We start from the raw sequence: 19,366 nt of genomic DNA on the forward strand, positions 1-19,366 counted from the left end.
AAAGACATTATTGCATTGTTAAGTAAATGGCAGGAATTGATGGAATCTTAAAAGACGGCGATAAAAAAGGCGAACCGGAGTTCGCCATTGTGTTACTCCGCCACACTCTCGCGCAGCGGTTTTACCGGTACAACCTTTACCTGCTTAATCATATTTTCCTGTACATCGAGAATATCTATATCGTACTGCTCAATGCGCACGCGCGTGCCAGCAACCGGAATTTCCTCCAGCGCCTCCAGAATCACCCCGTTGACGGTGCGCGCGTCATCTTCCGGCAGGTGCCAGTTAAACGCTTTATTGATTTCCCGGACGTTGGCGGTACCGTCAATAATGACCGAACCGTCGTTTTGCGGCGTGACCTCTTCCGCCAGTGTCGGCGACATCGATGTGGTGAAGTCGCCAACGATCTCCTCGAGAATATCTTCAACGGTGACCAGCCCCTGGATATCGCCATACTCATTGACGACCAGTCCGACTTTCTTTTTATTGCGCTGAAATTTAATCAGTTGCGTACTGAGCGGCGTACCTTCCGGGACGTAATAGATTTCATCGGCGGCGCGCAGCATCATCTCTTTGGTGAACTCTTTTTTCTCGGCCATTAACCGCCAGGCTTCACGCACGCGCAGCATACTGATGGCGTCATCCAGCGAATCGCGATAGAGCACAATGCGTCCGTGCGGCGAGTGGGTAAGCTGCCGCTCGATAGATTTCCAGTCGTCATTGATATCGATCCCGATAATTTCATTACGCGGCACCATGATGTCATCCACGCTGACCTTTTCCAGGTCGAGAACCGACAGCAGCATATCCTGATTGCGGCGAGAGATTTGCGAACGGGATTCATGCACGATAGTGCGTAATTCCTCTTTGCTTAACGACCCGCTAACCACGATGTCCGTTTTAATTCCCATCAGACGCATCAGCAGGCGGGTGATGGTGTTAAGTAACCACACCAGCGGCATCATCAGTATCTGTAACGGCGCCAGCAGGAAGCTGCTGGGATAGGCCACTTTTTCCGGATAGAGCGCGGCGATAGTCTTGGGCAGGACTTCGGCAAAAACTAACACGACAAACGTCAGTACCCCGGTGGCGATAGCCACGCCAGCGTCGCCGTAAAGCCGCATACCCACAATCGTGCCGAGCGCCGAGGCAAGAATGTTGACCAGGTTATTGCCGATCAGCACCAGGCTTATCAGTCGATCGGGTTTACGCAATAATTTTTCTACCCGTTTTGCCGAGCGATTACCTTGCTTCGCCATATGGCGTAAACGGTAACGGTTTAGCGTCATCATTCCAGTTTCGGAACCGGAAAAATAGGCCGAGATGACCACCATGATGATTAATATGATAATCAGCGTGGTGGTGGAGATGTGTTCCAGGGGAAACTCCTTTAAAAGCTTAGCTTACAAATTGCTGTAATATGCGGCTACCAAAATAGGCCAGCGTCAGAATACCCGCGCCTGCGACGTTAAACCACACGACCCGACGACCCCGCCAGCCTTCATGGTAATGCCCCCACAGCAGAACGATATAGACAAACCATGCCACGATAGAGAGCACGGCTTTATCAATATTTTCAGTACTGAACAGGTTATGCATGTAAAACAGGCCGGTACACAGAGTAAGGGTCAGCAGTACGACGCCAATCTGCGTGATATGAAACATTTTGCGCTCAATGCTCATCAATGGCGGCATTTCATTACTAAACGCCAGCTTTTTGTTCTTCAACTGATAGTCGATCCACGCTAGTTGTAGCGCATACAGCGCGGCGATTATCAGCGTCGCGTAAGAGAAAAGCGACAGACCGATGTGCACCATCATGCCTAGGGTCGCTTCCAGATGCGTAATATATTCATTAGGCATAAACGTGGCGAAGGCCAGGTTAATCAGCGCAAAAGCATAGACTATGGGCAGAAGTAGCCAGCCGCGATTACGCGACGCGACAATGGTCATCACCGTGCAGATCATCAGACTGACCAGCGAACCGACATTCAGCAGGCTCAGGTTTTGTCCACTGTCGCCGCCGGGCAGAATACGCGATTCCAGCGCGACAGCATGGCACACCAGCGCGATGACCGCAGAAAGAATAGCCATACGCCGCCAGCCGCTGTTTTTTTGCAACAGTCCGGGAACGATCAGCGCGAGGCTGAAGGAGTAGGCGACAAGGGCAAGTAAAGCAAAAACGGGCATAGTTGTGTCGACAGTTGACCAGTGAGAAAGAGAAGCAGTATAGCGTTACGTGACCGCAGCTCCAACCGTTGCATAACAACAAAGACGGCTTCATGGTATACTGTGGCGAAATTCTGTAACTGTGTCGCTGCGGCGACCAACCGTTTCCACCCCAGGCGAGAGACAATGTTTGATAATTTAACCGATCGTTTGTCGCGCACGCTGCGCAATATCAGTGGCCGTGGGCGCCTTACTGAAGACAACGTTAAAGAGACGCTGCGCGAAGTGCGCATGGCGCTGCTGGAGGCTGACGTTGCGCTGCCGGTAGTGCGTGAGTTCATCAATCGCGTAAAAGAGAAAGCGGTTGGTCATGAAGTTAACAAGAGCCTGACCCCAGGGCAGGAGTTCGTCAAGATTGTCCGTAGCGAACTGGTTGCGGCGATGGGCGAAGAGAACCAGACGCTGAATTTAGCTGCGCAGCCGCCAGCCGTAGTATTGATGGCGGGTCTGCAGGGGGCGGGTAAAACCACCAGCGTCGGTAAGTTGGGTAAATTCTTGCGCGAGAAGCACAAGAAGAAAGTGCTGGTCGTCTCTGCCGACGTCTATCGCCCGGCGGCGATCAAACAGCTCGAAACGCTGGCTGAGCAGGTTGGCGTGGATTTCTTCCCGTCTGATGTTGGCCAGAAACCGGTTGATATCGTCAACGCCGCGCTGAAAGAAGCGAAGCTCAAATTCTACGACGTGCTGCTGGTGGATACCGCCGGTCGTCTGCACGTTGACGAAGCGATGATGGACGAAATCAAACAGGTCCACGCTTCTATCAAGCCAGTAGAAACGCTGTTTGTCGTTGATGCGATGACCGGTCAGGATGCGGCGAATACCGCAAAAGCCTTTAACGAAGCGCTGCCGTTAACCGGCGTGGTGCTGACCAAAGTTGATGGTGATGCGCGTGGCGGTGCGGCGCTCTCTATTCGTCATATCACCGGTAAGCCGATTAAATTTCTCGGTGTCGGCGAGAAAACCGACGCGCTGGAGCCGTTCCACCCGGATCGTATCGCCTCGCGTATTCTCGGCATGGGCGACGTGCTGTCGCTGATCGAAGATATCGAAAGCAAAGTTGACCGCGCACAGGCTGAAAAGCTGGCGACTAAACTGAAGAAAGGCGACGGCTTCGACCTGAACGACTTCCTGGAACAGCTCAAACAGATGAAAAACATGGGCGGTATGGCCAGTCTGATGGGCAAACTGCCAGGCATGGGGCAGATTCCGGACAACGTTAAATCGCAGATGGATGACAAGGTGCTGGTGCGTATGGAGGCGATCATCAATTCGATGACGCTGAAAGAACGCGCGAAGCCGGAAATCATCAAAGGTTCCCGCAAGCGTCGTATCGCGCAGGGCTGTGGGATGCAGGTGCAGGACGTTAACCGCCTTCTGAAACAGTTCGACGACATGCAGCGCATGATGAAGAAGATGAAGAAGGGCGGGATGGCGAAGATGATGCGGAGTATGAAGGGGATGATGCCGCCAGGCTTCCCGGGTAGATAAATATATCGGGCTACCTTATTTGCCATTTTGACGCCGGAGTGTGCTCGACAAAACACGATAGTGTTTTGAACGCCCTTTAGGGCGGCCCGAAGGGCGAGCGGAGCGAGTAAATGCTCACGTACTGCGTGTACGCTCCGCTTTCTGCGCGCACGCCGACGCCAAACTGGCTGCAACGGTCACGCCCTGGAATTAAGCTTCATCACATGTTGATTGCTTTTTTCCCAGAAATCAGTAAAATTTTCGGGCTTTTAATATGACGCCGGGCTCCGTTCCTCGATGGGGCCCGGTTGTTTTATTCACACAAGAGGATGTTATGGTAACTATTCGTTTAGCTCGTCACGGCGCTAAAAAGCGTCCGTTCTACCAGGTTGTTGTCACCGACAGCCGTAATGCACGCAACGGTCGCTTCATTGAGCGCGTTGGTTTCTTCAACCCAATCGCTAGCGAAAAAGAAGAAGGCACCCGCCTGGATCTGGATCGCATCGCTCACTGGGTTGGCCAGGGCGCAACCATTTCCGATCGCGTTGCGGCGCTGATCAAAGAAGTAAAAAAAGCAGCTTAATCTGTCACGGTGGTCATGATGAGCAAGCAACTCGCCGCACAAGTACCCGCTGAACCGGTTGTACTGGGGAAAATGGGTTCTTCATACGGTATCCGTGGTTGGCTCAGAGTGTTTTCCTCCACTGAAGACGCCGAAAGCATTTTTGACTATCAGCCCTGGTTTATCCAGAAGGCGGGTCAGTGGCAGCAGGTACAGCTGGAAAGCTGGAAGCACCACAATCAGGATCTGATCATCAAGCTGAAAGGCGTTGACGATCGAGATGCCGCGAATCTTCTGACAAATTGCGAAATTGTCGTGGATTCCTCGCAACTTCCTGCGCTTGAGGAGGGAGACTACTACTGGAAAGACCTGATGGGCTGCCAGGTAGTCACCGCTGAAGGCTACGATCTCGGTAAAGTTATCGACATGATGGAAACCGGGTCGAATGACGTTCTCGTCATTAAGGCGAACCTGAAAGATGCATTTGGTATCAAGGAACGACTAGTACCGTTCCTCGATGGGCAGGTTATCAAGAAAGTCGATCTCGCTACTCGTACTATCGAAGTAGACTGGGATCCTGGTTTTTAAACCACCGAATAAACGGTAATAAATGGCGTTATGGGGATTGGCTTGTGTTTATTGGCATCGTTAGCCTGTTTCCTGAAATGTTCCGCGCAATTACCGATTACGGGGTAACTGGCCGGGCAGTAAAAAATGGCCTGCTGAACATCCAGAGCTGGAGTCCTCGCGACTTCACGCATGACCGGCACCGTACCGTGGACGATCGTCCTTACGGCGGCGGACCAGGGATGTTAATGATGGTGCAACCCTTGCGGGACGCCATTCACGCAGCAAAAGCCGCGGCAGGTGAAGGCGCTAAAGTGATTTATCTGTCGCCTCAGGGACGCAAGCTTGATCAAGCGGGCGTTAGCGAGCTGGCCACGAATCAGAAGCTTATTCTGGTGTGTGGTCGCTACGAAGGCGTAGATGAGCGCGTAATTCAGACCGAAATTGACGAAGAATGGTCAATTGGCGATTACGTTCTCAGCGGTGGCGAACTACCGGCAATGACGCTGATTGACTCCGTCGCCCGGTTTATACCGGGGGTTCTGGGGCATGAGGCATCAGCAATCGAAGATTCGTTTGCTGATGGGTTGCTGGATTGTCCGCACTATACGCGCCCTGAAGTGTTAGAGGGGATGGAAGTACCGCCAGTATTGCTGTCGGGAAACCATGCCGAGATACGTCGCTGGCGTTTGAAACAGTCGCTGGGCCGAACCTGGCTTAGAAGACCTGAACTTCTGGAAAACCTGGCTCTGACTGAAGAGCAAGCAAGGTTGCTGGCGGAGTTCAAAACAGAACACGCACAACAGCAGCATAAACATGATGGGATGGCATAGGCCCCCGAATATCAGTTTACCCAGGATAAGAGATTAAATTATGAGCAACATTATTAAGCAACTTGAACAAGAGCAGATGAAGCAGAACGTACCTTCCTTCCGTCCGGGCGATACCGTGGAAGTGAAAGTATGGGTTGTTGAAGGTACCAAGAAACGTCTGCAGGCATTCGAGGGCGTGGTTATCGCTATTCGTAACCGCGGTCTGCACTCTGCATTCACTGTTCGTAAAATTTCCAACGGCGAAGGCGTTGAGCGTGTCTTCCAGACTCACTCTCCGGTAGTTGACAGCATTGCTGTTAAACGTCGTGGTGCTGTTCGTAAAGCTAAACTGTACTACCTGCGTGAGCGTACTGGTAAAGCGGCTCGTATCAAAGAGCGTCTTAACTAAGAACGCGCTTTCGCAACATCCGAAAGCTTGTAGAAAAGAAGGGGCTGGCATTACGCTGGCCCCTTTTTTATGGGGTTGCTCCACGCCATAGACGGTTGCATGATTAGTCTGGGTCAGTGGTCTCAACGCTGAGTCAGAAACGGCCAGGCCCGTTCCTTAGTTTAGCGAGCGTTCCGCACGCCGGTGTTTAGCCTGATACATATTTCGATCGGCCAGTTCTTGTAGTTTTTCGGCAGTGGCATGTTCCCATGTCAGCGCAAAGCCAATACTCAGGGTCATCGTTATTCGCTGGCCGTTATGCAGTTCAAAAGGTCGATTAAACGCCTGGGATAGCGCTGCGCAAATACGTTGTACTTCATATTCCGAATGTACATCGTAAAGCACCATCGCAAATTCATCGCCGCCGAGTCGGTAAGTCTGATAACGGCTACCACCGAATTCCGCTAATCTTTTGGCAACCTCTATAAGTACGCGGTCGCCTGCCGCATGTCCCCAGGTATCATTAATATATTTAAAGTTATCGCCATCCAGAAATAACAATGCCGAACTGCTACGAGCGGAATTGTCCTTCATCAGCGCGTTAATACAGCTGCGAAATGCCGCGCGATTGGCAAGCCCCGTCAGCGGATCGTGCAATGCGGTACGTAGTAACTGGGCATTTTTAGCCTGAAGCCGTAGCTGCCATTCTTCCATCTCATCCAGAAGGCTATTGAAATCCTGCGCAAACAGGTGAAATTCCGCAATACGCTCATCAGGTACCCGGCGTGAAAAATTTCGGTTAGTGCGAACGTCGTGTACAACTTCAGTAATATTTTGCAGCGCATCCACAACGCCATTGTGCAAATAACGCGTGAGCAGCAGGGCAATGCCGGATGCCAGCAGAATACATCCTGTCAGCACTGCCAGCGATAGCCAGATAAAATGACCAATAAGGCTGTCGCGGGCGACAAGCCGTACTTCGCCGATGGCCCTGCCGTTGTGCCAGACGGGTTGCGATACCGGCAATGGAAAAAGCCAGTGGCTAATTAAGCCGATGAGCTTATCGTCTGCGGCTCGCGCATCATAGCGCCATGAGGCGATAGTACGGCCATTTTTATCGCGGACCTCCGCCGCTGAAAATTGTCCCTGGCGTCCCAGTGTGGCGAGCGTTTCCGCTGCGGCCGCGTTATCGGAAAATACCAGTGCCGCTTCAAGGCTATGGGCCATTGTGGCGGCGGTCAAATCGAGATTTTTTTGCGCATACTGTTTGAGCGTAAGGACAGACGCAACGCAAATTAATAGCCAGATCAATGTCATTGTAAGCAGCACGCTGATTATACTAATCCGCCGTAGTGTGCGTTTAAATGTTGGTCTGGACAGAGAAAATTCCTTATTCATGCTTTTGATTCCGTGCAAGCATTAATACTTCTGGATTCACTCTCACGCCGCTATGCGAGAGGGAGTCCAGGTTGACGGAAAATTTGACTTCATCATTGTTAATGATCAGACAAAATGCGCTGCCAATAATACATTCGGTATTTTGCTCGGCAATTAATAACAAGGCATTAACTGGATAATGACGCGTTAACTCCACCTGATAAGCTGGCGATTCATTGCCAAAGTAAAAACCATCACAGCGGGCGCTCAGGGCTTCCTGTGTGGTACGGATGACAAGCGGTTGATAAGGGAAAGCCCAGTCAGCCTCTTCGCTAAGTACCCTGACAAAACGCGCAGATGAAAATATGCATAGCCTTGGCGGCCCGGATAACGCCGGCCAGTGTGTATAACTGACGATACCGGAGACGATGGCGCGTACGGATTTCTCTTCTTCCGTGACGCGTTGAGCATACAGAGGCAAGCTTGCTAATAATAGCGATAACAGAAGGATAAATCGGTGAGAAAAACGCATTAACAAGTCCCCACCATCTTCAGTCGTAAAGCATTAAAATACATCCGTGATTGTTTGTAGCAAAATAACATTATTTTGCCATATCGTCATTATGTCTTATTGATAATATGAATAATTTAAGCGATATCCCTGATATTAAATTCTTGTGATAATGGTATTAATCACCCTATATCAGAAAGTAAAATTATGCGTGCGGAGAAAAAATAATCAAAAAATGGCGAGCATCGCTCATTTTACCGCTTTTCTGAGGCTGGGAATAAAATCATCCACTTGCAGTGTAAAGTTTTTGATACGAAATGAAGGGTTTTAATCGACCATCACGCAAAGTGTAAAGTTTATTTTACGTAATATGGATTGAAATCTTTACTTTTTGTGGTATGGTTTAAACATCCTCGTGGAGGATCAACTATCGCAAACAAGAAAAGACAGGATCGCCATCATGCAAAAAGACGCGCTGAATAACGTACGTATCACCGATGAACAGGTATTAATGACGCCGGAGCAGCTTAAAGCGGCCTTTCCCTTGAGTCTGGCGCAGGAAGCGCAGATAGCGCAGTCCCGGGGAATCATTTCTGACATTATTGCCGGGCGCGATCCGCGTCTGTTGGTGGTATGCGGTCCTTGTTCTATTCACGATCCTGAAACCGCTCTGGAATATGCCCGTCGATTTAAAGCCCTTGCCGCAGAGGTCAGCGATAGCCTCTATCTGGTAATGCGCGTCTATTTTGAAAAGCCGCGGACTACCGTCGGCTGGAAAGGGCTGATTAACGATCCTCACATGGATGGCTCATTTGATGTGGAAGCCGGGTTGAAAATAGCGCGTCAGCTACTGGTGGAACTGGTGAATATGGGGTTGCCATTGGCGACCGAAGCGTTGGATCCGAACAGCCCGCAATACCTGGGCGATCTGTTTAGCTGGTCGGCGATAGGCGCGCGCACAACCGAATCGCAAACCCACCGCGAAATGGCGTCTGGTCTTTCTATGCCGGTCGGCTTTAAAAACGGCACGGATGGCAGCCTGGCGACAGCGATTAACGCCATGCGCGCCGCTGCGCAACCTCATCGTTTTGTTGGCATTAACCAGGCCGGCCAGGTTGCGTTATTGCAAACCCAGGGAAATCCGCATGGCCATGTGATTCTGCGTGGCGGCAAAGCGCCAAACTATAGCCCGGCAGATGTCGCTCAGTGTGAAAAAGAGATGGAACAGGCGGGACTACGTCCTTCGCTGATGGTAGATTGCAGTCATGGTAACTCCAATAAAGATTATCGCCGCCAGCCAGCCGTTGCCGAATCTGTGGTTGCGCAGATTAAAGATGGCAATCGTTCAATCATTGGCTTAATGATTGAAAGTAATATTCATGAGGGTAATCAGTCTTCCGAGCAGCCGCGCAGCGAAATGAAGTATGGCGTTTCCGTCACCGATGCTTGTATTAGCTGGGAGATGACCGATGCCCTGTTACGTGAAATTCATAAAGATTTGAGCGGCCAGCTGGCGGTGCGCGTCGCATAAGAGGTTGTTATGGTTGCTGAATTGACCGCGTTACGCGATCAAATAGATAATGTCGATAAAGCGTTGTTGAATTTACTGGCTAAGCGCCTGGAACTGGTTGCCAAAGTCGGCGAGGTGAAAAGCCGTTTTGGCCTGCCTATTTACGTGCCGGAGCGTGAGGCCTCTATGCTGGCTTCACGACGGGCGGAAGCAGAAGCGATCGGTGTCCCGCCCGATCTCATTGAAGATGTCCTGCGCCGGGTAATGCGTGAATCTTACTCCAGCGAAAATGATAAGGGGTTCAAAACGCTTTGTCCTTCTCTGCGTCCGGTCGTCATTGTGGGCGGCGGCGGACAGATGGGGCGTCTGTTTGAAAAAATGCTCACGCTGTCGGGCTATCAGGTCCGTATTCTGGAACAACAGGACTGGCCGCGCGCCAGGGACATTGTCGCCGATGCCGGAATGGTGATCGTCAGCGTGCCGATTCATGTTACTGAACAGGTCATAGCGCAACTGCCGCCCCTGCCGTCCGACTGTATTCTGGTCGATCTGGCATCGGTGAAAAGCGGTCCGTTGCAGGCAATGTTGGCGGCCCATGATGGCCCCGTGTTGGGCTTGCATCCGATGTTTGGTCCGGACAGCGGGAGCCTGGCGAAGCAGGTGGTGGTCTGGTGTGATGGGCGTCAACCGGAAGCGTATCAGTGGTTCCTTGAGCAAATCCAGGTGTGGGGCGCGCGGTTGCATCGAATTAGCGCTGTCGAGCACGATCAGAACATGGCTTTTATCCAGGCGTTGCGCCACTTTGCTACCTTCGCTTATGGGCTGCATCTGGCGGAAGAGAACGTCCAGCTTGAGCAGCTTCTGGCGCTATCATCGCCGATTTATCGACTGGAGCTGGCGATGGTCGGGCGTCTGTTCGCCCAGGACCCGCAGCTGTATGCGGACATTATTATGTCGTCGGAGCGCAATCTGGCGCTTATCAAGCGTTACTATAAACGTTTTGGCGATGCGATCGGGTTACTGGAACAGGGTGATAAGCAGGCTTTTATCGACAGTTTTCGCAAAGTTGAACACTGGTTTGGCGATTATGCCAGACGCTTCCAGAATGAAAGCCGTGTGTTATTGCGTCAGGCGAATGACAGCCGACCATAATGATGACATCTATACTAAAAGCCAGCTTTGCTGGCTTTTTTCGTTTAAGGAACCGTTATGACTACGCCGCACGTTTTATTTGATTATGTCGGACATCTACCAGAATGCCCCACATGGAGCGAGGATGAAAGCGCGCTGTATTGGACCGATATCCTGGAACAGGAGATCCATCGTTACCATCCGGCGAGCGGGACGCATAGCGTGCTGGCGTTTCCGGAAGAGGTGGGCTGTTTTGCCTTGCGTGAGCAGGGCGGATTTATTGTGGCCATGCGTCATGCTATCTGGCTGGCCGATAAAAATGGATTATTGCAGCGTAAGGTTTGCGACAATCCCTCTAATACGAAACTGGCGCGTTTCAACGATGGCGGCACTGATGGCGATGGACGTTTTTATGCCGGAACGTTCTGGGCGCCAGGTGACTATAATGGCGCGTTGCTGATGCGGATCGATCATGACCTGACGGCAAAAGTGATCCAGTGCGATATCCAGGGACACAACGGCCTGGCGTTCAGCCCGAATAACCAGTGGATGTATACCTCCGATACGCCGAATGGCGTGATATACCGCACGTTACTTGATAAGCATGGCGAACCGGGCAAGCGTGAACTTTTTCGCCATTTTGGCGAAGGAGAAGGACTTCCCGACGGCGCGGCGATGGATAGCGAAGGGTGCTACTGGAGCGCGATGTTTGACGGCTGGCGCGTGGCGCGTTTCTCACCGCAAGGAGAGCAGCTGGAAGAGTACCGGTTGCCGGTACGTTGTCCGACGATGGTTTGCTTTGGCGGCGCAGACATGAAAACGCTGTTTATTACAACTACCAGAGAAAATATGTCTGCTCAGGAAGTGGCGGATTATCCGCTCTCCGGCGCCATCTTCACCCTGCAGGTAGCCGTCGCAGGGATGAAGAAAAGCCGTTTTATTGAACGTCAGGCAGGTTCTACCGGCACGACGTTTTCGCTGGGATAGCAGCCAAGCACTTTCATTGAGCGCGTGATCTCGCCCAGCTCTTTTAGCGCGCTTTGCATTACCTGCGACTCCAGGTTCGCCTGAATATCGAGATAAAACATCTCTTCCCACGGATTGCCGTGAATGGGGCGCGACTCCAGTTTCGTCATGATGAGATTGTGGTTACGCAGCACCAGCAGCGCTTCGACCAGCGCGCCAGCTTGCTGCCCGGTGGCGATTAACAGAGTGGTTTTTGCCGGAACCTGATCGGAAACGTTGATAGCTTTGCGCGCCAGTACCAGAAAGCGGGTGATATTTTGCGTCTGGTTTGCGGCGATGCGTTCCAGCACCTGTAATCCGTGCAACATGCCACCTGCCTCGCTGCCGAGCGCCGCGACGCGCGGAGAGTTCGCCTGCGCGACTTTTTCCATCGCTGCCGACGTACTCTCGGTATAGTCGATTTTCCAGTGCGGATAGCGGCTCAAAAATTTACTGCACTGCTGAAACGGCTGCGGATGGCTGTACACCGTTTCGATGGTATTCAGATCCGTAGCGCCGGAAACCAGCACGCAGTGATCGATAGTGACGGTCATCTCACCGACAATTGACAGACTGGTGTGTTGCAATAAGTCGTACACATCGTTGATAGCGCCGGAGCTGGTGTTCTCTATCGGAACCACGGCGTAATCGGCCTGGCCGGTTTCGACCTGATGAAAAATATCGGCGAATTTTGCGCAGCCGCTCTCAATAAATTGCTCAAAATGGCGTGCAGCATACTGGCGCGCCGCGAGATGAGAATAGGAGCCTTTCGGCCCAAGAAACGCAATACGTGCCGAATGAGGGTGAGTATTATTCAGATGTTGTTGCAGCAGCGCCTGCTGAGTAAGCACGGAGTCTTCAATGATAAGCTGGAACAGACGGGTAATGTAGTGTGCGTCGAGATGGTGGGCTTTACCGAGATGGATGAGTCTGTCCAGCAGCGCGCGTTCACGATCGATATCCCGAACCGGACGATGCGACAGTAGTTTTGCTTGTCCCACTTCAATCGCCAGCGCGCGTCGTTTTGCCAGTAAGGCCAGTAACTCTTCGTCTAAAGCGCTGATTTTATCTCGCAGCGCCAGTAATGGGTTTTCCGATGTCATAGTGTTGCCTTTTTTGTTATCAATAAAAAAGGCCTCCCGGTGGGGGAGGCCTTCTTGTTCGTCTTCGCATTCTTTATCACATGACGAAACGCCTCCCGGTCAGGGGAAGATAAAAAAGAATGCGAAGAAAAACCGGGTTAGCTTCATAACTGTTTCCTTTGTGTACGTAAGTACAGTACCCGTACTGTTTTAATCCTGTCAACAAAAAACGCGCCCGAAGGCGCGTTGGCGATACACTCAATGTAAGGGACTACTCTTCTTCTGCTTCGACGAAGCTGGCATCTTTCACCGATGCGGTGGCACGACGGGCTTCGCCTTTGTGCTGCACTTTATTGAGCTGCCGTTCCAGCTTGTTGATCAATTCATTAATAGCGGTGTACATATCTTCGTGTTTTGCGCTGGCGACCAGATGTCCGTTCGGTGTATTAATGGTGGCGTCAGCAATAAAGCCCTGTGGCTCTTTAGACAGAATGATATGAGGATTAATCAGGTGAGTTTGCCATTTTTCCAGTTTGGCGAGACGGTCTGCGACATGTTGGCGAATTGCCGGAGTAATTTCCATTTGTTTACTGGTAATGTTCATTGTCATAAATTTTACCTCTTGTCTTTCCCGTCTTGGTGATTCCAGCATACCGTTCTTAATGTCAAAATGTGTGATGTAAATCACATTATTTTGTCACTTTTTGTCAAGGCGAACTTTTTGTGAGGCATCGCAGGAAGAAGCGATCTTTTACTTGAGGAATGGCTGAAAGCAGGCCATATTTGACTGGATGCGTTGCAGTGAAATCATTTCTGTTGCATCAGATATCGAATAAAAAAACGGCAGCCGGAAGGCTGCCGTTTTGCTTGTTGGTATTGCTTCAGGTGTTTTTGCTGTTAGCGGCAATAATTTTCGCGACTTTGTCAGCCTGCGCATTCAGCTGCATCTGACGATAGGCGTTTTCCATCAGCGGCAACGCATCGCGCGTGGCCTGCGTATCAGGATAATTGCGTAGCATACCTTCTACCCGGTTTACGACCGCAACCCATGCGCCGCGCGCGGTATAGTACTCTGCGACGGAATATTCATATTTCGCCAGACGGTCTTTCAGGAATACCAGACGCTTAGTGGCGTCGGTGGTGTACTGGCTATTAGGATAGCTGCGTACCAGTTTCGAAAAGTCATTGAACGCCGCCCGCGCATGTTGCGGATCGCGATCGCTGCGATCGACGCCAAAGAAACCCTGCAGCGCGCTATCATCCAGCGCCATGTTCGTCAGGCCGCGCATATACATGACATAGTCAATATTAGGGTGCGTTGGATTAAGACGCATAAAACGATCGATGGCGGCCTGCGCTAGCGGCAAATCGGCGTTTTTGTAATAGGCGTAGATAAGATCCAACTGCACCTGCTGAGAATACGGTCCGAATGGATAACGATTATCTAACGCTTCCAATTGCGTTATTGCCTGTTTCCAGTTACCGTCCTGCAGCTTTTGCTGAGCAGTCGCGTAGATTTCATTCGGCGGATTATCGGGCACCTCTTCCTTTGAACCCGAGCAACCCGCCAGAAACAGGCTCAACGTGGCTGCTGCCACCAGATATTTCATGCGCGTCATGACGTTTTGACTTTCCTCAAAATGTTTTACGGGAGATTCTCTGTTCCTGCTCCCGGTTAAGACCAGCTACAATAGCACACTATATTAAACGGCAAAGCCGTAAAACCCAACGTTAAACGAAGAAGCTGTATATGGCACAACGAGTACAACTCACCGCAACGGTCTCCGAAAACCAACTCGGTCAACGCTTAGATCAGGCTTTGGCCGAAATGTTCCCGGATTATTCACGTTCGCGTATAAAAGAATGGATTTTGAATCAGCGCGTGTTGGTCAATGGTCAACTTTGCGATAAGCCAAAAGAAAAAGTGTTAGGCGGCGAGCGGGTGGCTATTGATGCGGAGATCGACGAAGAGATTCGTTTTGAAGCGCAGGATATCCCGTTAGATATTGTTTATGAAGATGACGATATTCTGGTTATCAACAAACCACGCGATCTGGTGGTACATCCTGGCGCGGGTAACCCGGACGGTACGGTACTGAACGCGTTGCTACATTATTATCCGCCGATTGCGGATGTTCCGCGCGCGGGCATTGTGCATCGTCTGGATAAGGACACGACGGGGCTGATGGTGGTGGCCAAAACCGTTCCGGCGCAAACGCGCCTGGTGGAGTCTTTGCAGCTGCGCGAGATCACCCGCGAATATGAAGCGGTCGCGATCGGACATATGACGGCGGGAGGAACGGTGAATGAACCCATCAGTCGTCACCCGACCAAACGTACCCATATGTCGGTGCATCCCATGGGCAAACCGGCGGTGACCCACTACCGCATTATGGAACATTTCCGTGTGCATACGCGTCTTAGGTTGCGTCTGGAGACCGGGCGTACGCACCAGATCCGCGTGCATATGGCGCATATTACGCATCCGTTAGTGGGCGATCAGGTATATGGCGGGCGTCCACGTCCACCGAAAGGCGCATCGGAAGAATTTATTTCCACGCTGCGTAAGTTTGACCGCCAGGCGCTGCATGCAACGATGCTGCGTCTCTACCATCCTGTATCGGGTATCGAAATGGAGTGGCACGCGCCGATTCCACAAGATATGGTGGACCTTATCGATGCGATGCGCGCCGATTTTGAAGATCATAAAGATGATGTGGACTGGTTATGAATGCACTGATTGTCCCGCAGTGGCCGCTGCCGAAAGGCGTCGCAGCCTGTAGTTCTACCCGTATTGGCGGGGTGAGTTTACCGCCTTACGACTCGCTGAATCTGGGCGCGCATTGCGGCGATAACCCGGAGCATGTTGAAGAGAACCGCAAGCGTCTGTTTGCGGCGGGCAATCTGCCTTCGAAACCTGTCTGGCTTGAACAGGTTCACGGTAAAAATGTGTTGAGGCTTACCGGAGAACCTTATGCCTCCAAACGTGCGGATGCGTCTTACAGCAATACGCCAGGAACCGTCTGCGCGGTAATGACGGCAGACTGCCTGCCTGTGCTATTCTGTAACCGTGAGGGAACAGAAGTGGCGGCGGCTCATGCGGGCTGGCGCGGATTATGTGAAGGCGTACTGGAGGAAACTGTCACCTGCTTTGCTGACAAACCAGAAAATATCATCGCCTGGTTAGGTCCGGCGATCGGCCCGACCGCGTTTGAAGTGGGGCCGGAAGTGCGTGACGCATTTTTAGCAAAAGATGCGCAAGCCGATAGCGCATTTTTGCCGCACGGGGAAAAATTTCTGGCGGATATTTATCAGCTTGCACGCCAACGTCTGGCGAATACCGGCGTTGAACATGTCTATGGCGGGGATCGCTGCACCTTTAGCGAAAGTGAGACTTTCTTCTCTTATCGTCGCGACAAGACGACAGGTCGTATGGCAAGTTTTATTTGGCTGATATAACCTAAAGAATCAAGACGATCCGGTACGGGTAACTTTCTTTTCACATAATTCAGGTCATTCACCTTGAATAATTGAGGGATGACCTCATTTAATCTCCAGTAGCAATTTTGACCTGTTATGGGAGGAGTTATGCGTCTGGATCGTCTTACTAACAAATTCCAGCTTGCTCTTGCCGATGCCCAGTCGCTCGCGCTGGGGCACGACAACCAATTCATCGAACCTCTTCATTTAATGAGCGCCTTGCTGAACCAGGAAGGGGGATCGATACGTCCTTTATTAACCTCCGCCGGCATTAATGCTGGCCAGTTGCGCACCGCTATCGATCAGGCGCTGAGCCGTTTACCGCAGGTGGAAGGCACCGGCGGCGACGTACAGCCTTCTTCGGAACTGGTACGCGTACTGAACCTTTGCGACAAGCTGGCGCAAAAACGGGGGGACAATTTTATTTCGTCAGAGCTGTTTGTTCTGGCGGCGCTTGAGTCTCGCGGCACGTTAACCGATCTGCTGAAATCAGCCGGTGCGACCACGGCCAATATCACTCAGGCAATTGAACAGATGCGCGGAGGTGAAAGCGTGAACGATCAAGGGGCTGAAGACCAACGTCAGGCCTTGAAAAAATATACCGTCGATCTGACCGAGCGGGCTGAACAAGGTAAGCTTGACCCGGTAATTGGTCGTGATGAAGAAATTCGCCGTACCATTCAGGTATTGCAACGTCGTACTAAAAACAACCCGGTGTTAATCGGTGAGCCAGGCGTAGGTAAAACCGCCATTGTTGAAGGGCTGGCGCAACGTATTATTAATGGTGAAGTACCGGAAGGCCTGAAAGGCCGTCGCGTGCTGGCGCTGGATATGGGCGCGCTGGTGGCGGGGGCGAAATATCGCGGCGAATTTGAAGAGCGTCTGAAAGGCGTGCTGAACGATCTGGCGAAACAGGAAGGCAACGTCATCCTGTTTATTGACGAGCTGCACACGATGGTTGGCGCAGGTAAGGCTGATGGCGCCATGGACGCCGGGAATATGCTGAAACCGGCGCTGGCGCGTGGTGAACTGCACTGTGTGGGCGCCACCACGCTGGATGAATACCGTCAGTACATTGAAAAAGACGCGGCGCTGGAACGTCGTTTTCAAAAAGTGTTTGTCGCAGAACCTTCAGTGGAAGACACCATCGCTATTCTGCGTGGCCTGAAAGAACGTTACGAGCTGCACCACCATGTGCAGATCACTGACCCGGCGATTGTGGCGGCGGCAACATTATCTCACCGCTATATCGCCGACCGTCAGTTGCCGGATAAAGCTATCGACCTCATCGATGAAGCGGCATCCAGCATTCGTATGCAGATTGACTCTAAGCCGGAGGAGCTGGACAGACTCGACCGCCGGATTATTCAGCTCAAACTGGAACAGCAGGCGTTGATGAAAGAGTCTGACGAGGCGAGTAAAAAACGTCTCGATATGCTCAACGAAGAACTGGACGATAAAGAGCGTCAGTACTCTGAGCTGGAAGAAGAGTGGAAAGCGGAAAAAGCATCGCTTTCTGGGACGCAAACTATTAAAGCGGAGCTGGAGCAGGCGAAGATCGCCATCGAGCAGGCGCGTCGCGTTGGCGACCTGGCGCGAATGTCTGAACTGCAGTACGGCAAAATTCCGGAGCTGGAAAAACAGCTGGAAGCCGCGACCCAGTCGGAAGGTAAAACCATGCGTCTGTTACGTAACAAAGTAACGGATGCGGAAATTGCCGAAGTGCTGGCGCGCTGGACCGGTATTCCGGTTGCCAGAATGCTGGAAGGCGAACGTGAAAAACTGTTGCGTATGGAACAAGAGTTACACAGCCGTGTGATCGGGCAGAATGAAGCCGTTGAAGCAGTATCGAACGCCATACGTCGTAGCCGTGCTGGGCTGTCCGATCCGAACCGTCCGATTGGTTCCTTCCTGTTCCTGGGGCCGACGGGGGTCGGTAAAACCGAACTGTGTAAAGCGCTGGCTAACTTTATGTTCGACAGCGACGACGCGATGGTGCGTATCGACATGTCTGAGTTTATGGAGAAACACTCCGTGTCTCGTTTGGTCGGGGCGCCTCCGGGATATGTCGGCTATGAAGAAGGCGGTTATTTGACGGAAGCGGTGCGCCGTCGCCCTTATTCCGTCATCTTGTTGGATGAAGTGGAAAAAGCGCATCCGGATGTATTCAACATTCTGTTGCAGGTGCTGGACGACGGTCGACTGACTGACGGGCAGGGGAGAACGGTCGACTTCCGTAATACGGTGGTCATTATGACTTCTAACCTCGGTTCCGATCTCATTCAGGAGCGCTTTGGCGAACTGGATTACGGTCGAATGAAAGAGATGGTGCTGGGTGTGGTTAGCCAAAACTTCCGTCCGGAATTTATCAACCGTATTGATGAAGTTGTGGTATTCCATCCGTTAGGTGAACAACACATCGCTTCTATTGCTCAGATCCAGCTGCAGCGTCTGTACAAACGTCTGGAAGAACGTGGTTATGAAATCCATATCTCCGACGAGGCGCTGAAACTGTTGAGCGCCAACGGTTACGATCCGGTCTACGGGGCGCGTCCGTTAAAACGTGCTATTCAACAGCAGATCGAAAACCCACTGGCGCAGCAAATCCTGTCTGGTGAACTGGTTCCTGGCAAAGTGATTCGCCTTGAAGCCAATGATGATCGTATTGTGGCAGTGCAGTAAGTCACAAATTTGAATAAAACGGGCCCTGACGGGCTCGTTTTTGTTTAAAAACCAGGCGAAAATAGGCTTTTGGTTCAAATGTTGTTTGAAAAGTGAACGGTTGAGCTTTTTTTTGCATTTAGGTCTTGTCAGGCTCTAATAACTCCCTATAATGCGCCACCACTGACACGGAACAACGGTATACAGGCCGCCGGGTCAGAAAGGCTTCGTTAAGAAGTCTGTGAGGAAAGCGAAAATAAAGGCTTGACTCAAAAAGAGGAAAGCGTAATATACGCCACCTCGCAACGGTGAGCGAAAGCCGCGTTGCACTGCTCTTTAACAATTTATCAGACAATCTGTGTGGGCACTCGAAGATACGGATTCTTAACGTCCTAGGACGAAAAATGAATACCAAGTCTCAAGAGTGAACACGTAATTCATTACGAAGTTTAATTCTTTGAGCATCAAACTTTTAAATTGAAGAGTTTGATCATGGCTCAGATTGAACGCTGGCGGCAGGCCTAACACATGCAAGTCGAACGGTAACAGGAAGCAGCTTGCTGCTTCGCTGACGAGTGGCGGAC

General features: G+C 51.5%; 19 protein-coding genes, 1 rRNA gene and 1 other annotated feature. Of the genes, 12 read left to right on the forward strand and 8 right to left on the reverse strand.

The window, feature by feature from the left end; translation table 11 throughout:
* Positions 1-92: 92 nt before the first annotated feature.
* A complete protein-coding gene (locus J4617_RS10735) occupies positions 93-1,379 on the reverse strand; it encodes an HlyC/CorC family transporter (protein WP_127172650.1) in 1,287 nt (428 codons plus the stop codon).
* A 19-nt stretch (positions 1,380-1,398) separates the two neighbouring features.
* Positions 1,399-2,190: an inner membrane protein YpjD gene (locus J4617_RS10740; protein WP_001653501.1), complete on the reverse strand. Its 792-nt coding sequence runs from the start codon at positions 2,188-2,190 to the stop codon at positions 1,399-1,401.
* Positions 2,191-2,355: 165 nt separating this feature from the next.
* Here J4617_RS10740 and ffh point away from each other — a divergent pair, with 165 nt between their 5' ends.
* The 5 genes from ffh to rplS all read left to right on the forward strand — a co-directional run bounded on the left by ffh (position 2,356) and on the right by rplS (position 6,046).
* Positions 2,356-3,717, forward strand: coding sequence for a signal recognition particle protein (gene ffh / locus J4617_RS10745; RefSeq protein ID WP_000460052.1), 1,362 nt, complete (start codon positions 2,356-2,358; stop codon positions 3,715-3,717).
* A 313-nt stretch (positions 3,718-4,030) separates the two neighbouring features.
* Entirely contained in the window at positions 4,031-4,279 is a 249-nt protein-coding gene (rpsP, locus tag J4617_RS10750; protein WP_000256453.1) for a 30S ribosomal protein S16, read from the forward strand.
* An 18-nt stretch (positions 4,280-4,297) separates the two neighbouring features.
* The gene (rimM, locus tag J4617_RS10755; RefSeq protein ID WP_000043266.1) at positions 4,298-4,846 is read left to right on the forward strand and encodes a ribosome maturation factor RimM; all 549 of its coding nucleotides are present in this window, start codon (positions 4,298-4,300) and stop codon (positions 4,844-4,846) included.
* A gap of 44 nt (positions 4,847-4,890) precedes the next feature.
* Positions 4,891-5,658 carry a tRNA (guanosine(37)-N1)-methyltransferase TrmD gene (gene trmD, locus J4617_RS10760; protein ID WP_000469813.1) on the forward strand — a complete coding sequence of 256 codons (768 nt, stop codon included), beginning with the start codon at positions 4,891-4,893 and terminating at the stop codon, positions 5,656-5,658.
* 40 nt (positions 5,659-5,698) lie between these two features.
* On the forward strand, positions 5,699-6,046 hold the full coding sequence (gene rplS / locus J4617_RS10765) for a 50S ribosomal protein L19 (RefSeq protein WP_000065257.1): 348 nt from the start codon (positions 5,699-5,701) through the stop codon (positions 6,044-6,046).
* A 156-nt stretch (positions 6,047-6,202) separates the two neighbouring features.
* Here rplS and dgcN read toward each other — a convergent pair whose 3' ends face one another.
* On the reverse strand, positions 6,203-7,423 hold the full coding sequence (dgcN, locus tag J4617_RS10770; protein ID WP_001030985.1) for a diguanylate cyclase DgcN: 1,221 nt from the start codon (positions 7,421-7,423) through the stop codon (positions 6,203-6,205).
* Positions 7,416-7,934 (reverse strand): YfiR family protein, encoded by a 519-nt coding sequence (locus J4617_RS10775; protein ID WP_001212379.1) that lies wholly within the window; start codon positions 7,932-7,934, stop codon positions 7,416-7,418. The genes dgcN and J4617_RS10775 overlap by 8 nt, the downstream gene beginning before the upstream one ends.
* A 439-nt stretch (positions 7,935-8,373) precedes the next feature.
* Between J4617_RS10775 and aroF the strand changes: the two genes are divergently transcribed.
* The 3 genes from aroF to J4617_RS10790 are packed head-to-tail and all read left to right on the forward strand — an operon-like array spanning position 8,374 to position 11,541.
* Positions 8,374-9,444 carry a 3-deoxy-7-phosphoheptulonate synthase AroF gene (gene aroF / locus J4617_RS10780; protein WP_001168062.1) on the forward strand — a complete coding sequence of 357 codons (1,071 nt, stop codon included), beginning with the start codon at positions 8,374-8,376 and terminating at the stop codon, positions 9,442-9,444.
* Between the two features lie 9 nt (positions 9,445-9,453).
* Complete coding sequence (gene tyrA / locus J4617_RS10785; RefSeq protein ID WP_017465995.1) at positions 9,454-10,575, forward strand: bifunctional chorismate mutase/prephenate dehydrogenase; 1,122 nt, start codon at positions 9,454-9,456, stop codon at positions 10,573-10,575.
* A 57-nt stretch (positions 10,576-10,632) separates the two neighbouring features.
* The gene (locus J4617_RS10790; RefSeq protein WP_000210993.1) at positions 10,633-11,541 is read left to right on the forward strand and encodes an SMP-30/gluconolactonase/LRE family protein; all 909 of its coding nucleotides are present in this window, start codon (positions 10,633-10,635) and stop codon (positions 11,539-11,541) included.
* Here the strand turns inward: J4617_RS10790 and pheA are convergent.
* The 4 genes from pheA to bamD form a co-directional block, all read right to left on the reverse strand.
* Positions 11,502-12,662 carry a bifunctional chorismate mutase/prephenate dehydratase gene (pheA, locus tag J4617_RS10795; RefSeq protein WP_000200077.1) on the reverse strand — a complete coding sequence of 387 codons (1,161 nt, stop codon included), beginning with the start codon at positions 12,660-12,662 and terminating at the stop codon, positions 11,502-11,504. The two genes, J4617_RS10790 and pheA, sit on opposite strands and share 40 nt — an antisense overlap.
* Positions 12,663-12,684: 22 nt before the next feature.
* Positions 12,685-12,810: a sequence feature (Phe leader region), on the reverse strand.
* Positions 12,762-12,809, reverse strand: a complete 48-nt coding sequence (gene pheL, locus J4617_RS10800; RefSeq protein WP_010989056.1) for a pheA operon leader peptide PheL — start codon at positions 12,807-12,809, stop codon at positions 12,762-12,764. Its footprint overlaps the feature before it by 48 nt.
* 102 nt (positions 12,811-12,912) lie before the next feature.
* Complete coding sequence (raiA, locus tag J4617_RS10805; RefSeq protein ID WP_000178449.1) at positions 12,913-13,251, reverse strand: ribosome-associated translation inhibitor RaiA; 339 nt, start codon at positions 13,249-13,251, stop codon at positions 12,913-12,915.
* Between the two features lie 271 nt (positions 13,252-13,522).
* Positions 13,523-14,260, reverse strand: a complete 738-nt coding sequence (gene bamD, locus J4617_RS10810; protein WP_000197660.1) for an outer membrane protein assembly factor BamD — start codon at positions 14,258-14,260, stop codon at positions 13,523-13,525.
* 131 nt (positions 14,261-14,391) lie between these two features.
* Between bamD and rluD the strand changes: the two genes are divergently transcribed.
* The 4 genes from rluD to J4617_RS10830 all read left to right on the forward strand — a co-directional run.
* Positions 14,392-15,372 carry a 23S rRNA pseudouridine(1911/1915/1917) synthase RluD gene (gene rluD / locus J4617_RS10815; protein ID WP_000079130.1) on the forward strand — a complete coding sequence of 327 codons (981 nt, stop codon included), beginning with the start codon at positions 14,392-14,394 and terminating at the stop codon, positions 15,370-15,372.
* Complete coding sequence (gene yfiH, locus J4617_RS10820; RefSeq protein ID WP_000992639.1) at positions 15,369-16,100, forward strand: purine nucleoside phosphorylase YfiH; 732 nt, start codon at positions 15,369-15,371, stop codon at positions 16,098-16,100. Before rluD ends, yfiH begins: the two co-directional genes overlap by 4 nt.
* 129 nt (positions 16,101-16,229) lie before the next feature.
* A complete protein-coding gene (gene clpB / locus J4617_RS10825; protein WP_001235092.1) occupies positions 16,230-18,803 on the forward strand; it encodes an ATP-dependent chaperone ClpB in 2,574 nt (857 codons plus the stop codon).
* 453 nt (positions 18,804-19,256) lie between these two features.
* Positions 19,257-19,366, forward strand: a 16S ribosomal RNA gene (locus tag J4617_RS10830); the annotation flags it as partial.

This window comes from Salmonella sp. 32010601201800023SM (assembly GCF_017572235.1).
Lineage (GTDB): Bacteria > Pseudomonadota > Gammaproteobacteria > Enterobacterales > Enterobacteriaceae > Salmonella > Salmonella enterica.

Coding starts and splice junctions, on each gene's coding strand:
- dgcN (WP_001030985.1), bottom strand. CDS start 7,423: ATGAATAAGGAATTTTCTCTGTCCAGACCAACATTTAAACGCACACTA.
- J4617_RS10775 (WP_001212379.1), bottom strand. CDS start 7,934: ATGCGTTTTTCTCACCGATTTATCCTTCTGTTATCGCTATTATTAGCA.
- clpB (WP_001235092.1), top strand. CDS start 16,230: ATGCGTCTGGATCGTCTTACTAACAAATTCCAGCTTGCTCTTGCCGAT.
- aroF (WP_001168062.1), top strand. CDS start 8,374: ATGCAAAAAGACGCGCTGAATAACGTACGTATCACCGATGAACAGGTA.
- rimM (WP_000043266.1), top strand. CDS start 4,298: ATGAGCAAGCAACTCGCCGCACAAGTACCCGCTGAACCGGTTGTACTG.
- pheA (WP_000200077.1), bottom strand. CDS start 12,662: ATGACATCGGAAAACCCATTACTGGCGCTGCGAGATAAAATCAGCGCT.
- rluD (WP_000079130.1), top strand. CDS start 14,392: ATGGCACAACGAGTACAACTCACCGCAACGGTCTCCGAAAACCAACTC.
- ffh (WP_000460052.1), top strand. CDS start 2,356: ATGTTTGATAATTTAACCGATCGTTTGTCGCGCACGCTGCGCAATATC.
- rpsP (WP_000256453.1), top strand. CDS start 4,031: ATGGTAACTATTCGTTTAGCTCGTCACGGCGCTAAAAAGCGTCCGTTC.
- tyrA (WP_017465995.1), top strand. CDS start 9,454: ATGGTTGCTGAATTGACCGCGTTACGCGATCAAATAGATAATGTCGAT.
- J4617_RS10740 (WP_001653501.1), bottom strand. CDS start 2,190: ATGCCCGTTTTTGCTTTACTTGCCCTTGTCGCCTACTCCTTCAGCCTC.
- raiA (WP_000178449.1), bottom strand. CDS start 13,251: ATGACAATGAACATTACCAGTAAACAAATGGAAATTACTCCGGCAATT.
- bamD (WP_000197660.1), bottom strand. CDS start 14,260: ATGACGCGCATGAAATATCTGGTGGCAGCAGCCACGTTGAGCCTGTTT.
- yfiH (WP_000992639.1), top strand. CDS start 15,369: ATGAATGCACTGATTGTCCCGCAGTGGCCGCTGCCGAAAGGCGTCGCA.
- rplS (WP_000065257.1), top strand. CDS start 5,699: ATGAGCAACATTATTAAGCAACTTGAACAAGAGCAGATGAAGCAGAAC.
- J4617_RS10790 (WP_000210993.1), top strand. CDS start 10,633: ATGACTACGCCGCACGTTTTATTTGATTATGTCGGACATCTACCAGAA.